At 67.7% G+C, this 14557-nt stretch carries 8 protein-coding genes and 3 pseudogenes; 6 read left to right on the top strand and 5 right to left on the bottom strand.

Annotated elements, in window-relative coordinates:
- Positions 1 to 286: 286 nt before the first annotated feature.
- From ACHMW8_RS14815 to ACHMW8_RS14805, 3 genes and pseudogenes are all read left to right on the top strand, one after another.
- A pseudogene (locus ACHMW8_RS14815) lies at positions 287 to 1499 on the top strand (NADP-dependent isocitrate dehydrogenase).
- Positions 1500 to 1663: 164 nt separating this feature from the next.
- Positions 1664 to 2244, top strand: a pseudogene (locus tag ACHMW8_RS14810) (DUF2939 domain-containing protein).
- A 35-nt stretch (positions 2245 to 2279) separates the two neighbouring features.
- Positions 2280 to 3200, top strand: coding sequence for an AEC family transporter (locus ACHMW8_RS14805; protein ID WP_395445985.1), 921 nt, complete (start codon positions 2280 to 2282; stop codon positions 3198 to 3200).
- Positions 3201 to 3228: 28 nt separating this feature from the next.
- On the opposite strand, the gene ACHMW8_RS14800 is transcribed toward ACHMW8_RS14805, so the two are convergent.
- From ACHMW8_RS14800 to recA, 3 genes are all read right to left on the bottom strand, one after another.
- Positions 3229 to 3624, bottom strand: a complete 396-nt coding sequence (locus ACHMW8_RS14800; protein WP_395442959.1) for a hypothetical protein — start codon at positions 3622 to 3624, stop codon at positions 3229 to 3231.
- A 217-nt stretch (positions 3625 to 3841) separates the two neighbouring features.
- Entirely contained in the window at positions 3842 to 6487 is a 2646-nt protein-coding gene (gene alaS, locus ACHMW8_RS14795) for an alanine--tRNA ligase (RefSeq protein ID WP_395442958.1), read from the bottom strand.
- A gap of 380 nt (positions 6488 to 6867) precedes the next feature.
- Positions 6868 to 7938: a recombinase RecA gene (recA, locus tag ACHMW8_RS14790; RefSeq protein WP_125156278.1), complete on the bottom strand. Its 1071-nt coding sequence runs from the start codon at positions 7936 to 7938 to the stop codon at positions 6868 to 6870.
- A 278-nt stretch (positions 7939 to 8216) separates the two neighbouring features.
- Between recA and ACHMW8_RS14785 the strand changes: the two genes are divergently transcribed.
- Positions 8217 to 9824 (top strand): EAL domain-containing protein, encoded by a 1608-nt coding sequence (locus ACHMW8_RS14785; protein WP_395442957.1) that lies wholly within the window; start codon positions 8217 to 8219, stop codon positions 9822 to 9824.
- Between the two features lie 57 nt (positions 9825 to 9881).
- On the opposite strand, the pseudogene ACHMW8_RS14780 reads toward ACHMW8_RS14785, so the two are convergent.
- Positions 9882 to 11704, bottom strand: a pseudogene (locus ACHMW8_RS14780) (DUF885 domain-containing protein).
- 103 nt (positions 11705 to 11807) lie between these two features.
- Positions 11808 to 12185 (bottom strand): nuclear transport factor 2 family protein, encoded by a 378-nt coding sequence (locus ACHMW8_RS14775; RefSeq protein ID WP_125156275.1) that lies wholly within the window; start codon positions 12183 to 12185, stop codon positions 11808 to 11810.
- A 63-nt stretch (positions 12186 to 12248) separates the two neighbouring features.
- Here ACHMW8_RS14775 and ACHMW8_RS14770 point away from each other — a divergent pair, with 63 nt between their 5' ends.
- Both ACHMW8_RS14770 and ACHMW8_RS14765 read left to right on the top strand, forming a co-directional pair.
- On the top strand, positions 12249 to 12770 hold the full coding sequence (locus ACHMW8_RS14770) for a GNAT family N-acetyltransferase (RefSeq protein ID WP_395442956.1): 522 nt from the start codon (positions 12249 to 12251) through the stop codon (positions 12768 to 12770).
- 101 nt (positions 12771 to 12871) lie between these two features.
- A complete protein-coding gene (locus ACHMW8_RS14765; RefSeq protein ID WP_395442955.1) occupies positions 12872 to 14491 on the top strand; it encodes an autotransporter domain-containing protein in 1620 nt (539 codons plus the stop codon).
- The last annotated feature ends 66 nt before the right edge of the window (positions 14492 to 14557 follow it).

Raw genomic sequence — 14557 nt, 5'->3', positions numbered from 1 at the left:
GACCGCTCCGGAACTCGTGTTCAAAAACAGCTCCCCCAAGCCCGCCCGTTACAGACCGTCTCGCGTCCTCGAGAAACGAGGCCACGCCTCACGAAACACGGTCAGGCCCCGCCCTGGGCCGTCGCGCTCGAAACTCCACGCCGAAAAGCTGAACTTGATCACCAGGTCCAACCGACCCGCTTTTCCCCCGCGACGCAACAGTCTATAGCCTCCCGGACCGCGCCGCTTCCTGGCCCTGTGCGCCAGATCGCCACAGGCGCGCCACCGCCAGAGGAACATCCCCGCAATGGCCAAGATCAAAGTCGCCAATCCCGTCGTCGACATGGACGGCGATGAAATGACCCGCATCATCTGGAAGCTCATCAAGGACAAGCTGATCTTCCCGTATCTCGACCTCGAGCTGGACTACTATGACCTGTCGGTCGAGAACCGCGACGCCACCGACGATCAGGTGACCATCGACGCGGCCAATGCGACCAAGAAGCATGGCGTCGCCGTCAAGTGCGCCACCATCACGCCGGACGAGGCCCGCGTGAAGGAATTCAATCTCAAGAAGATGTGGAAGTCGCCGAACGGCACGATCCGCAACATCCTGGGCGGCGTGATCTTCCGTGAACCGATCATCTGCCAGAACGTGCCGCGTCTGGTGCCGGGCTGGACCCAGCCGATCATCGTCGGCCGCCACGCCTTCGGCGATCAGTACAAGGCCACCGACTTCCTGTTCCCGGGCAAGGGCACGCTGACGATCAAGTTCGTCGGCGAAGACGGCGCCGACGATCGAGCACGAAGTGTTCAAGGCCCCGTCCTCGGGCGTCGCCATGGGCATGTACAACCTCGACGACTCGATCCGCGACTTCGCCCACGCTTCGTTCGCCTACGGCCTGGGCCGCGGCTATCCGGTGTACCTCTCCACGAAGAACACGATCCTCAAGGCCTATGACGGCCGCTTCAAGGACATCTTCCAGGAAATCTACGACGCCGAATACGCTGAGGCCTTCAAGGCCAAGGGCATCCACTACGAACACCGCCTGATCGACGACATGGTCGCCTCGGCGCTGAAGTGGTCGGGCGGCTACGTCTGGGCCTGCAAGAACTACGACGGCGACGTGCAGTCGGACATCGTCGCCCAGGGCTTCGGCTCGCTGGGCCTGATGACCTCGGTGCTGATGACGCCGGACGGCAAGACGGTGGAAGCCGAAGCCGCCCACGGCACCGTCACCCGCCACTATCGCCAGCACCAGAAGGGCGAGAGCACCTCGACCAACTCGATCGCCTCGATCTTCGCCTGGACGCGTGGCCTGGCCCACCGCGCCAAGCTGGACAACAATCAGGACCTGGCCAACTTCGCCCTGACCCTGGAAAAGGTCTGCGTCGACACCGTCGAAAGCGGCTTCATGACCAAGGATCTGGCGCTGCTGGTCGGCGACAAGCAAGGCTGGCTGACCACCGAAGGCTTCCTCGACAAGATCGACGAGAACCTGAAGAAGGCCATGGCCTAAACCTTTCGGGCTAAAGCCTGGACGAGAGCGCCCCGGAGGACAGCCTCCGGGGCGTTTTTTGTTCCCCGCCCAGCCCCTCTTCCATCGTCCGCGCCTCTCGCGCGAGCGGCCTTGCGGAGAACGGCGATAGCTGGGATATCCGGCGTTAACCTTTCGGAGGCGGCATGACCCTGCAGAAGCGGATCTGGGACCTGATCGTTCTAGCGATCTTTGTCTTCGCCGCCGCCTTCGCCACCGCGCCTTGGTTCGCCTTCCGCGCCCTGAAGGCCGCCGCCCAGTACGAGGACGTGCAGGCGATCGGCGAATTGGTCGACTTCCCCGCCGTGCGTCGCAGCCTGACCGGCCAGCTGGTGGCCGACGCGCCGGTCGCCCCAGCCGGAAACCCCGTCGATCTGGCGCGACCCGCTCAGCGCCTTCAAGAAGGCCATCGAACCCCTCGCCCCGCCGGAGCCCAAGGTCGACCGCTACCTGACCGTGGCCGGCGTCTCGGGCCCTGACCCGCGGCTACGCCCCGGGCAAGGCTCCGCCCGCCATGTCCCGCGACACCTCTCTGGGCGGCCAGGTCAAGGACACCCTCAAGGGGCCCTATCCCAGTATCGCGTACTGGGACCCCAACCGTGTGCGCATCGCGGTCAAGCGGCCGGACGGCAGCGGCAGGGTCACGATCTTCACCTTCGAGCGCAGGGCGTTGTTCACCTGGAAGCTGGTGCATATCCGCCTGCCCGGCGACGAGCGCCAGGGCTGATCCGCCTCTCGTGACGCACCTCGTCCTCGAACGTTCTGTCCCGGGTCTGGCCGTTCTTCCTGCTGGTCGGCGTGGGCGTGGCCCTCGTCCGGCTGCGCCTGCTGGACGGGCGGATGACCCAAGGTCTGTCGGCCTATGTCTATTGGGTCGGCTTTCCCGCCCTGCTGATTCACTCGCTGTCGCGCCTGGGTCGGCCCAGCCATGACCTGTTCCTGGGCCTGGTCGCCTATGCCTGTATCGGCCTTCTGCTGATGGCCGCGACCGTGGCGGCGGGCCGTACGCTGGGCTGGAACCGGGCCGAGCGCGCCGGGGCTGGCATGGCGTCCGGGGTCGGCAACAGCGCCTTCCTGGCCCTCCCCGTCACCGCCGCGGTCCTCGGGGCCGAAGCCGCACGGCTGGCCGCGGGGGTGGTGGCCATCGACTTCGCGGTGCTGGCGACCGCCGGCGTGGGTCTGCTCGGCTGGGCGGCCGGTCGGTCGGTCTGGCGCTCGACCGTGCAGGCGTTCCACAATCCGGTCGTGATCGCGGCCGTGGGCGGCGTCGCCCTGGCCCTGCTGGACATCGCCCTGCCGGAGCCGCTGGACCGCGCGGTCGGCATGGCCGCCGTCTCAGGCAGCCCCGTCGGTCTGGTGGCGCTGGGCGCGGCCCTGGGTCTGAGCGAGGCCGATAACGAAGCCGCTCCCGCGACCGCGCCGGTGGTCCTGGCCACGCTCGTCAAGCTGGCCGCCTTCCCGCTGCTGGTCTGGCTGGCCATCGGCCTGACCCCCGCCCCGTCCCTCTTCCGCGCCGGCGCGACCCTGCTGGCGGCCGCGCCGACGGCGGTGAATGTCTTCATCCAGACCCGAACGTACGGCGTCTGGCCGCGCGGCGCGGCGCGGATCGTGGCCCTGACCACGGCGCTCTCGGCGATCACCCTGTCCGTTGTGGCGCTGCTGCTGACGGCCCGCGTCAGCTAGGACGCGTCGGTCCCTCTGGAGGGGCAGACTAGACCTTGGGCGCAAGCAGGTTCGAGGCGGGGCCGCCGCCGACCTTGGCCTGATCGCCGGCCTTCCAGCCGGCGGGGCAGTCACCGAGCCGGCGATAGCGACGTGCCTGAACGACCGTGCCGATGTCGGTCTGGAGCGGCTGCAGGGCGAAGCGGACGGTGAAGTCGCTGGCCCGGTCACCCTGGGTCGAGACGTAGAGGCCGTAGCGCTGTCCGTTGGCCTCGCAGCGTCCAGCATAATCGGTCGGCGTGTCGGTCGCGGGCTTGCCATAGGGCTTGCACGGCTGGCCGGCTATGCTGGGCTCGGCGCGCGAGAAGGCGGCGAAGATCTCCGGATTGGCGCAGACCTCGACCGCGCCGGTCTGGCCGCCGGAAGTCCTCGACGATCTCGACACGCCAGAAGGACGGCGGCGGGATGGCGTTCGAGGGGGCCGGGGCCTGATCGCAGGCGGTCAGAGCGGCCAACAGCGCCAATCCGATCCCGTTTCGCATCTCGCCGCCCCATGAGACTACAGAGGTAAATCAACGCGGAAGCGGGCGCGCCGTCAAGCGTCGGGCATGAAAAGGGGACGCCTCGCGGCGTCCCCATCGTCATTCGAACCGTCAGGTCGATCAGCCCGCCAGGATCGCCTTCACGGCGGCCAGGCCTTCGTTGGCCTTGCTGTCGTCCGGCGCGCCGCCCTGGGCGAAGTCGGCCTTGCCGCCCGCGCCCTGGCCGCCCATGGCGATCACGGCGGCCTTGGCGAGGTCAGCGGCGCTGAACTTGCCGGTCAGGTCGGCGGTGACGGCCACGGTGACGGCCGCCTTGCCGTCCGACGTGCCGACCAGGGCCACGACCCCCGAAGTCAGTTGCTTCTTGAACTCCTCGGCCACGCCGCGCAGCTCCTTGCCGCCGACGCCGTCCAGGACGCGGGCGATCAGGGCCGTGCCGTTGACATCTTCAGGACCCGCCGCGGCTCCGCCGCCGCCGCCCAGGGCCAGCTGCTTCTTGGCCTCGGCCAGTTCCTTCTCGAGACGCTTGCGGTCGGCGATCAGGGCGTCGACACGAGCGCCCACTTCGGCGACCGGGGTCTTGAACTGGTCGGCCAGCGACTTGGCCACGCCCGCCTGATCCAGCAGGAAGCGGCGGGCCGCCTCGCCGGTCAGGGCCTCGATGCGACGCACGCCGGCGGCGACGCCCTGCTCCGAGACGATCTTGAACAGGGCGATGTCGCCGGTGCGGGCCACGTGAGTGCCGCCGCACAGCTCGACCGAATAGGCTTTGGCCTCATCGCTCAGCGACTTGCCGAGCGTGAGCACGCGGACGCTGTCGCCGTACTTCTCGCCGAACAGCGCCACGGCGCCGGCCTCGATGGCTTCCTGCGGCGCCATTTCCTTGGTCTCGGCCGGGACGTTCTGGCGGATGACCGCATTGACCTCGGCCTCGATCTTGTCCAGCTCCTCGGCCGTCAGCGGGCCGCCGTGGCTGAAGTCGAAGCGCATGCGCTCGCCATCGACCATCTGGCCCTTCTGGGCGACGTGCGGACCCAGCACGTGGTGCAGGGCGGCGTGCACCAGGTGTGCGGCAGAGTGGTTGGAACGGGTGGTGTGGCGGCGCTCGGCGTCGACCGAGGCCACGACTTGGTCGCCGACCTTCAGGTCGCCCGAAAGCTCGACGCGGTGAACGAACAGGTCGCCGGCCTGCTTCTGGGTGTCGATCACGCGGTTCTCGCGGCCGTTGGCCTCGAGCACGCCGGTGTCGCCGGCCTGGCCGCCGCTTTCGGCGTAAAAGCTGGTGCGGTCCAGCAGCACCTCGACGGTCGTCCCGCCCGTGGCGCCTTGGACTTCCACACCATCGACGACGATCGCCTTGACCACGCCCGTGGTCTCGGTGGTCTCATAGCCGACGAAGTCGGTGGCGCCGGCCTTTTCCTTGATCGCGAACCACGCGGCCGCGGCGCCTTGCTGGCCCGATCCGGCCCAGTTGGCGCGCGCCATGTCGCGCTGTTTCTGCATCGCCGCGTCGAAGGCGTCGGTGTCGACGGTCAGGCCCTTGGCGCGCACGGCGTCCTGGGTCAGGTCCAGCGGGAAGCCGTAGGTGTCGTAGAGCTTGAAGGCGGTCTCGCCGTCCAGCACGCCGCCGGCGGTCAGGTTGGCGGTCGCCTCGTCCAGCAGGCCCATGCCGCGGCCCAGGGTGACGCGGAAGCGCTCTTCCTCCTGCCGCAAGGTCTCGACGATCGAGGCCTCGGCGCGGCGCAGCTCCGGATAGGCCTGCCCCATCTCGGCCACCAGGGTCGGGGCCAGGCGGTGCATCAGGGGTTCCTGCGCGCCCAGCAGATAGGCGTGGCGCATGGCGCGGCGCATGATCCGACGCAGGACGTAGCCGCGACCTTCGTTCGACGGAGTGACGCCGTCGGCCAGCAGGAACGAGGACGAGCGCAGGTGGTCGGCGATGACGCGGTGCGACGGGGCCTGATCGCCCTCGGCCTTGACGCCTGTCAGCTCGACGCTGGCGGCGATCAGGGCCTTGAACAGGTCGACATCATAGTTGTTGTGCACGCCCTGCAGGACGGCCGCGACACGCTCCAGGCCCATGCCGGTGTCGATCGAGGGCTTGGGCAGCGGGACGCGCTCGCCCCCGACCATCTGCTCGAACTGCATGAAGACGAGGTTCCAGATCTCGATGAAGCGATCGCCGTCCTCGTCGGGGCTGCCCGGAGGGCCGCCCGGGATGCCTTCGCCGTGGTCGAAGAAGATTTCCGAGCACGGACCGCAGGGGCCGGTGTCGCCCATGGACCAGAAGTTGTCGCTGGTCGGGATGCGGATGATGCGATCGTCGCCCAGACCGGCGATCTTCTTCCACAGGTCCGCCGCCTCGTCGTCGGTGTGGTAGACCGTGACCAGCAGCTTTTCCTTCGGCAGGGCGAAGTCGCGGGTCAGCAGGGTCCAGGCATGGTGGATCGCCTGTTCCTTGAAGTAGTCGCCGAACGAGAAGTTGCCCAACATCTCGAAGAAGGTGTGGTGGCGGGCGGTGTAGCCGACATTGTCCAGGTCGTTATGCTTGCCGCCGGCGCGGACGCACTTCTGCGAGCTGGCCGCGCGCGGATAGGCGGGCGTCTCGGCCCCCGTGAACACGTTCTTGAACGGCACCATGCCGGCATTGACGAACAGCAGCGTCGGATCGTTCTGCGGCACCAGCGGCGCGGACGGGACGACGGCGTGATCGGCCTTGCCGAAATAGTCGAGGAAGGTGCTGCGGATCTCGTTCAGGCTGGGCATGAGCGTCTCAAGTCTGGGCGTCCGGCGAGCGGCCGGGAGTCGCGCGCTGCATAGCGCGGTTTTTGGCGAAGGGGAAACCGATCCACAGATGGGGACCCTAGACCGGGCGGAAAAGGCGGGTTGAGAGGCTGAAGACGCCCCCCCGCGCCATCTGGAGCGACCGAGGGGGTGATGTGGCATGCGTCCATCTCGCCCGCTCTGGCCCTTTGGGCGACCTCCCCCGTATCGCAGGGATGATCTTCGTCCGCTGAACGAAAAAGGCCGCCTGGCATGGGGTCCAGGCGGCCTGCGATCGCGGCCCTCGCGGCGGTCCGGCCGCGGGCGTGTTGAAGGCGGGGACGCCCGGGGTCGGGCGAGGGCCGCGAAACCTTGCGAGGAGACTATTCCTCCTCGCCATCCTCCGGACCGCCGACCAGAAGCTCTTCCTCGATCTTCTGCGACGATTTGCGAACCGCGGCCTCGATGGAGGCGGCGACGTCGGGATTGGACTTCAGGAACTCGCGGACATTATCCCGGCCCTGGCCGATGCGCTGGCTGCCGTACGAGAACCACGAGCCCGCCTTGTCGATGATCCCGGCCTTGACGCCCAGGTCGATGACTTCGCCCAGCTTGGAGATGCCCTCGCCGTACATGATGTCGAACTCGACCTCGCGGAACGGCGGGGCGACCTTGTTCTTGACCACCTTCACGCGAACGTTGTTGCCGATAATCTCGTCACGCACCTTCACCGAGCCGGTGCGGCGGATATCCAGGCGCACCGAGGCGTAGAACTTCAGCGCATTGCCGCCCGTGGTCGTTTCCGGGCTGCCGTACATCACGCCGATCTTGTGACGGATCTGGTTGATGAAGATGACGATGGTGTTGGCCTTGTTGATCGAGGCGGTCAGCTTGCGCAGCGCCTGGCTCATCAGACGGGCCTGCAGGCCCGGCAGGCTATCGCCCATCTCGCCTTCGATTTCAGCCTTCGGCGTCAGGGCCGCGACCGAGTCGATCACGACGATGTCGACGGCGCCCGAACGCACCAGGGTGTCGGTGATCTCCAGGGCCTGCTCGCCGTTGTCGGGCTGCGAGACCAGCAGATTGTCGAGATTGACGCCCAGCTTGAAGGCGTAAGACGGGTCGAGCGCGTGCTCGGCGTCAACGAAGGCGGCGGTGCCGCCAGCCTTCTGGACCTCAGCCACCACGTGCAGGGCCAAGGTGGTCTTGCCCGAGCTTTCCGGGCCGTAGACCTCGATGATCCGGCCCTTGGGCAGACCGCCGATACCGAGCGCGATGTCCAGGCCGAGCGAGCCGGTGGAGACGGACTCCATCTCGACCTTGCCCTTTTCGCCCAGCTTCATCACCGAGCCCTTGCCGAACGCACGGTCGATCTGGGCGAGAGCCGCCTCTAGAGCGCGTTGCTTATCGCCTTCTTCCTTGGCCACGAGTTTCAATGCCGCCTGACTTGTCATGTTGATCCGCCCTCTATCCCATGATTCCGGTCGCTCGATCGGCGCTTCCCGCGCCCCGCCACAACGACCTGTGGAACACCCTTAATGCGTACGCCCTTTGTTCCGGGTTCGCAAGATGTTCTCATCGGGAGAAACGACCGTTTCTGTCGTAGGCCATAATGTCGCACCGTGGCGACCGGATATGGGGTCGCTCCTATCCGCACGAAACGGCTCTTTAAGTCCCGCCGTGCCAGCTTAGCCGCTTCTTGGGGGCCCGGTGTTCTGGGGGGATTGCCGACTTGTCCATCGATCCGCGTCGCCTTTTGGGCCTGGCGTTCGCCAGCGCCGATCTCCTCGTCGAGCTGCAAAATGGCCGCGTGCGCCTGGCGCTGGGCGCCGCGCAGAAAGTCATGGGCCAGAGCGAGGCCGGGCTGACCGGCAAGGTGTGGCCGCACCTGTTCCACGCCGACGACCAGCCGCTGATGGACGCCATGCTGAATTGCGCCGACGACGGCGTGCGCCGCGGTCCGGTGGTGCTGCGCCTCGGCGGTCCGGGAAACCGCCACGTCCGCGTGATCCTGCGCGCCCTGCCCGAGAACGACGGCAGGGTCTCGCTGGCCGTCACCGCCGCCCAGTCGGCCGGTCCGCCGTTGACGGCCGGCACGCTGCATCCCCGCGAGTCGTTCGACGACATCGCCAAGGGTCTGTTCGAGGCCGCCCGCGTCACCGGCCTGGAATTGGAGCTGGCCATGGTCGAGTTCGCCGGCCTGGAGACGATGCGCGGCGGCCTGACGCCCGGTGAGGCGGCCGCCCTCGACCTGCGCGTCGCCAGCGCCGTGCGCGCCGAGTCGCACGGCGGCTCGGCCGCCACCCAACTGTCGCCCGATCGTTTCGCCCTGCTGCGCACCCGCGACGACCGCCCCGACAACATGATCAAGCGCTTGACCCGCATGGTCAGCGCCGAGGCCCGCGCTCACATCGTACCGCTGGAGGCCGGCGGCGGCTCGGCCCGCGCGCTTCGCGCGCTTCGCTACGCCCTCGACGACTTCCTGCGCGAGGGCCTGAAGGACATGCCGCCGATGACGCTGTCGGAGGCGATGAACCGGTCCGTGAAGCGAACCCTGGCCCGCGCCGGCGCACTGGGCGTGGCCGTCAGCCAGCGCCGCTTCAACCTCGCCTACCAGCCGGTGGTGTCGCTGGCGACCGGCCAGGCGCATCACCACGAGGTGCTGGTGCGCTTCGAGGACGGCGGCAGCCCGTTCGCCCTGATCCGCATGGCCGAGGAATTCGACCTGATCGAGGAGCTGGACCACGCCATCGTCGAACAGGCGGTGAAGAAGCTGGCCAACGACCAGGACCGCAAGCTGAAGCTGGCCGTGAACGTTTCGGGGAGAACGATCGTCAACGAGACCTTCGTCGATCACATCGGTCGCCTGCTGTCCAGACATGACGAGGCCAAGGGTCGGCTGATCTTCGAGGTCACGGAAACCGCCGCGATCGACGACCTGCCGCGCGCCAACCGCCATATCCAGAGCCTGCGTAGCCTGGGCTCGATGGTCTGCCTGGACGACTTCGGCGCGGGCTCGTCGTCGTTCGCCTATCTGCAGCAGCTGTCGCTCGACATCGTCAAGATCGACGGCCGCTATGTCCGCGAATTGGCCGACAACGGCCGCGACGGCGCCCTGGTGCGTCGCCTGGTCGAGCTGTGCCAGGACCTGAAGATCCGCACCGTGGCCGAGATGGTCGAGACGGTGGAGGTAGCCGACATCGTGCGCGCGGCTGGCGTCGACTTCGCCCAAGGCTGGCTCTACGGCAAGCCGGCCGACAGGCCGAGCCCGCCCCTGCGCCCCGCCCCGGCGATCGCCGCGGTGGCGCGCCGGGCTGGAGCGTCGGAAAGCTGGGGCTAGACGAAAAACGGAGGGGCGAGGCCCCTCCGTTCCGCTTCAGCCATTCGTCCTTCAGGCTCAGGCCTTGCCGCCCTTGCTGACGATGTAGTCGTCGATCACGCGTTCCAGCGTGGTCAGCGGGGTCATGCCCGAGAGCAGGCCCGCGTCGTGGAACTCGCGGATGTCGAACTTCTTGCCGAGCGCCTTCTGGGCCTTGGCGCGGGCGCGCAGCCAGACGATCTTGCCGATCATGTAGCTGAGGCCTGACCCGGCCACACGACGTAACGTTCGATCTCGGTGATCGAGCCGCTTTCCTCGTCGCCCATGGTCTCGGCCATGTACTTCACGGCCTGCTCTCGGCTCCACTTCTTGTAGTGCATCCCTGTGTCGACCACGAGGCGGACGGCGCGGAACAGGGCGTCGTGCAGCATGCCGATGTGACCGCGCGGGTCGGTCTTGTAGATGCCCATCTCGACGGCCAGCTGCTCGGAATAGAGCGCCCAGCCCTCGGTGTAGCCCGAGAAGCCGATGATCTTGCGGATCATGGGCAGGCCCTTGGCCTCGTTCGAGATCGACAGCTGCAGATGGTGGCCCGGGACGCCCTCGTGCACCGTCAGGGTCGTCAGGGTGTACTTGGCCTGCTCCTTGGTGTCGCGCAGGTTGATCCAGTAGATGCCCGGGCGCTTGCCGTCGAGCGAAGGCGAGTTGTAGTAGCCGCCCGGCGCGCCAGCCTCGATGGCCTTGGGAACGCGGCGGATCTCCAGCGGCGCCTTGGGCAGGGCGCCGAAATAGGCCGGAAGCTGCTTCTGGATCCAGGCCGCCTTGGCGTTCAGATCCTTGATAAGCTGCTCCTTGGCCTCGTCGGTGTTCGGATAGATGTCCTCGCCCAGCTTGGCCATGCGCTCGCCGACCGTGCCCTGGGTCATGCCGATGCTCTTGAACAGCTTGTCGGCCTCGGCGTTGATCGACTTCACCAGATCCAGACCCAATTGGTGGATCTCATCCGGCTTCATGTCCGAGGTCGTGTAGTTCTTCAACGACACGGCGTAGTAGTCGGCGCCGTCCTTCAGGCGCCACACGCCAGCGTCATGCGTGGCCTTGCCACGGACGCTCTCCAGCAGGGCGATCTGGCGCTTCAGGGCCGGCAGGACCGAACCTTCGTAGATGCGCGAAGCTTCAGCGGCCCAGTCGCCGGCGATGTTCTTGTCCTTGGTCCGACGGGCGATCGACTTGACCAGCGGCGCGTCGGCCGTCGGGGTGTCGGCGAAGGCCTTCATCTGGACCAGGGTCTTGTCGATGATGAAGTCCGGCGGGATCACGCCGTCGGCCATGTCCTGCCTGGCCAGGGCGGTTTCCTGGTCCATCAGGCGGGCGAAGCCCTCCATGCGCGACAGATAGGCGTCGGCGTCGGCCTTGGTCTCGATGCTGTGCTGGGTGTCCAGGAAATCCGGCATCTGCTGGTAGCTGCCGGTCAGCTGGCTGAGGACGTAGGGCGCGCCCGAACCGCCGCCGCCGTAGCTGAACTTCTTGTTGCCCTCGTCCTGCACCGCCAGCACGAACTCGACAGTGTCGTAGTTGGCGGCGTCCATGCCCTTCAGAGCGCGGCGGTCGATGCCGCGCAGGGCGGCCAGTTGCTGGGAGGTCTGGGCCGCGCCCGACTTGATGGCGGCGAACGAGCGGTCGCTGAGCAAGCCCTTGGTCCAGGCCAGGTCACCGCTGTCCAGACCCAGGCCGGTCGCCGTCTCGGGCGACTGGCGCAACTGCTTGGCCATGATCTCGTCGAACAGGGCGTTGAGCTTGGCGACCTCGCCTTCGCGGGCGAGGGCCAGGGACGGCGCGCCGCCGGTGGCGGCGAAGCCGGCCGCGGCGGTGGCGAACATCATTTGACGACGGTTGAGCAAGGCTTTTCCTCCCCAGGGCCCTAATTGAGGGCGAAGGCGTAAGCCCCCGCCCGGCTTTGGCGAAATTAATTCCGCGTCATGCGGGCGATTACAATCACCAAGCTCACGCTAGCGTCACGAACAGCTCGTTCTCGATCACCCACTGGCCGGTGACCTTCTTCCAGGTAGCCAGATAGGTCCCCGATTGCTCGGAGGCGTCCTTCCATTGGCCGACCCAGCGGCCACGCTCGGCGGCGCGGGTCCCCTCGGCGTTCAAGCTGATCTCCTCCGTCGTTCGGACGTACGCCCCGAAGCCCTTGTCGGCGAACTGGCTGGCGAAGGCGGCCAGCACGTCCTCGGCCCCCAGCAGCAGCGAGCCGTCGCCGGCGATCAGGGTGACGCGCGGATCGAAGAACGGCCGCAGGCGCGCGGCGTCCTTGGCGGCGATCAGCTTGTTGGTCAGCTTGCGGCGGGCGGCGATCGCGTCTTCCGGCTTGGTCATGGTCTTCCCTACTCTGCGCGCCGGTGTAGCTTGCTCACTGTTCGACGCAAACTCAGAGCCGCGATGCCCGCCCCAACCCTGACCACCGCCCGCCTGACCCTGTCGCCCCCGACTCTGACCGACTTCGAGGACAGTCGCGCCATGTGGGCCGATCCGGTGGTGGTCCGCCATGTCGGCGCGCGCGCGTTCACCGACGAGGAGACCTGGACGCGGCTGATGCGGGCCCGGGGCCTGTGGGAGGTGCTGGGCTTCGGCTATTGGGCGGTGCGCGAGACCTCGACCGGCCGCTATGTCGGCGAGGTGGGTTTCGCCGACCTGCGCCGCGACATCCAACCCAGCCTGTATGGCCTACCGGAGATGGGCTGGGTGCTGGCGGCCTGGTCGCATGGTCAGGGCTTCGGTACGGAGGCGGTCCGCGCCGGCCTGGCCTGGATCGACGAGAGCCTGGCGCCGCCGGTCGTGCCCTGCATCATCGATCCCGAAAACGCCGCCTCCCTGGCCCTCGCCGACAAGGTCGGCTTCACGCTGAAGACCCACACGACGTTCAGGGGCTCCCCGATCATGGTGCTGGAGAGACGTCGATAGAGCTTGTACAGTTTTTATGAGACTTCGGCTTGATCCGGGCTCTCGCCCCTCATAGGTTCCGCCGCGTCGCGGGGGCGCGATCGCTTACGGAGTCCAAGTAAGTGCTGAGTTCTGCTCACCGGGCTGGCGCTCGCGCGCCGGCCACGGGTCGATTCCGCGCGTCGACCGCGCTCTCGGCCCTCCTCGCCCCCATGATGCTGCTGACGCCCGCGGCGGCCCACGCCGACGATCCGCCCAAGGCCAGCCCGGTCTTCGGTGACAAGCTGCTCACGGACGGGGACGACGAAGTCACCAGCAACGGCGCCGTCGACCTGACCGCGGACGTCGATTTCCTTGCCGGCTCCGACACGCTGCTGAACAATGGCGTCCTCACGGTGGGCGCCGGCGCGACGTCCCCCGTGAAGGTGTCCTTGCTGTCGCTGGACGCTCTCAAGAACCAGGGCCTGATCGACCTGCGCAACGGCCATGTCGGCGACGTCCTGGCGATATCCGGCGACTACAATGGGGTCGCTGGCAAGGCGCGCCTCGGCCTCGATGTCGGGCCGACCGGCGCCGACATGCTCGTCGTCGGCGATGTCGCCAACGGCGGCACGCAGATCCTCCTGGGCGGCGTTTCGGGAAAGACCGCGGTCCTGACCGGGGACAGCGGCACCATCCTGATCCAGGCCGGCGCGGACTCGAAGGCGGACGCCTTCCGCATCGAAAACAACGAAATCGGCCTGATCCGTTACGGCCTGCTGTTCGACACCAAGACGTGGACCTATCGCCTGAAGGGCGTGGCGGGTCAGCGAACCTACGAGGCGCTGAAGATCTCCGAAGGCGCCAGCAGCGTCTGGCGCCAGTCGGCGGACGCCTGGAGCACGCATGTGGCGAGCCTGCGCGACGCCGGCTCCGCGGCCAATGGCAAGGGCGTGTGGGCCCAGACCTATGGCGGACGGCAGGACCGCGATGACGACATCGCCGCCTCGGCCCAGCACACGGTCGCCGTCGACTACGAGCAGACCACCTATGGCGGCCAGATGGGTCTCGATCTCCTCAACGCGGGCCTGGACGACGGTCGCATCGCCCTGGGCCTGACCGGCGGCTACGCCGACGCGAAGATGCGGTTCAGCGGCGTGGCGGGTCAGGAGGTCAAGCTGAGCGTAGTGAACTTCGGCGGCTATGTCGCCCTGACCCAAGGCGGCTTTTTCCTCAACGCCCTGGCCAAGGCCGACCGCCAGTCGATCAAGGCCCGCAACGATGTCGACGGCATCGACGCCAAGTTCGACGGGACCGCCTACGGCGCCCAGGTCGAGACCGGTCATCGGTTCGGCGACGGCGACCTGGCCTATGAGACGCTGCTGGGCGTCAACTATGTCAGCACGCGCCTCGACGACATGAAGACCCTGGGCCAGCGCCTGGACTTCGATCGCGCCACCGGCTTCACCGCCAGGGCGGGCTTGCGCGGCGCGGCGCGGAACGACCTGCTGGGCGGCGCCCTGACCACCTATGGCGCGGCGTTCGTGGTCCACGACTTTACGATCAAGAACGGCCTCACCCTGGTCAGCGGCGGCGAGCGCGAGCACCTGTCGAAGGACGGCGGCCGCACCTTCGGCCAGGTCGCCGTCGGCGTCAGCTATCGCGCCTCCAGCGGCGCGATCACCTTCGCGGAAGCCGGCGGCGACTATGGCGGCGGTCGACACGGCGGCGGCCTGCGGATCGGCGCGCGCTTCGGCTTCTAGCGCGAGGCCGCTGGACTTCTCCCAAGGTCCGGCGGCCAACGCCGCCCTCTCCTAGACGGGCTCCAG

It is taken from the genome of Caulobacter sp. UC70_42 (assembly GCF_044056025.1).
In the GTDB taxonomy this organism is placed as follows: Bacteria; Pseudomonadota; Alphaproteobacteria; order Caulobacterales; family Caulobacteraceae; genus Caulobacter.
Note: the sequence above shows the minus strand (reverse complement) of the source record. Positions and strands in the feature narration are given on the sequence as shown.

Excerpts from the sequence above, each read along its gene's own strand:
- alaS (WP_395442958.1), bottom strand. The coding sequence starts at position 6,487 with ATGCCCAGCCTGAACGAGATCCGCAGCACCTTCCTCGACTATTTCGGC.
- ACHMW8_RS14770 (WP_395442956.1), top strand. The coding sequence starts at position 12,249 with ATGCCCGCCCCAACCCTGACCACCGCCCGCCTGACCCTGTCGCCCCCG.
- ACHMW8_RS14775 (WP_125156275.1), bottom strand. The coding sequence starts at position 12,185 with ATGACCAAGCCGGAAGACGCGATCGCCGCCCGCCGCAAGCTGACCAAC.
- recA (WP_125156278.1), bottom strand. The coding sequence starts at position 7,938 with ATGACAAGTCAGGCGGCATTGAAACTCGTGGCCAAGGAAGAAGGCGAT.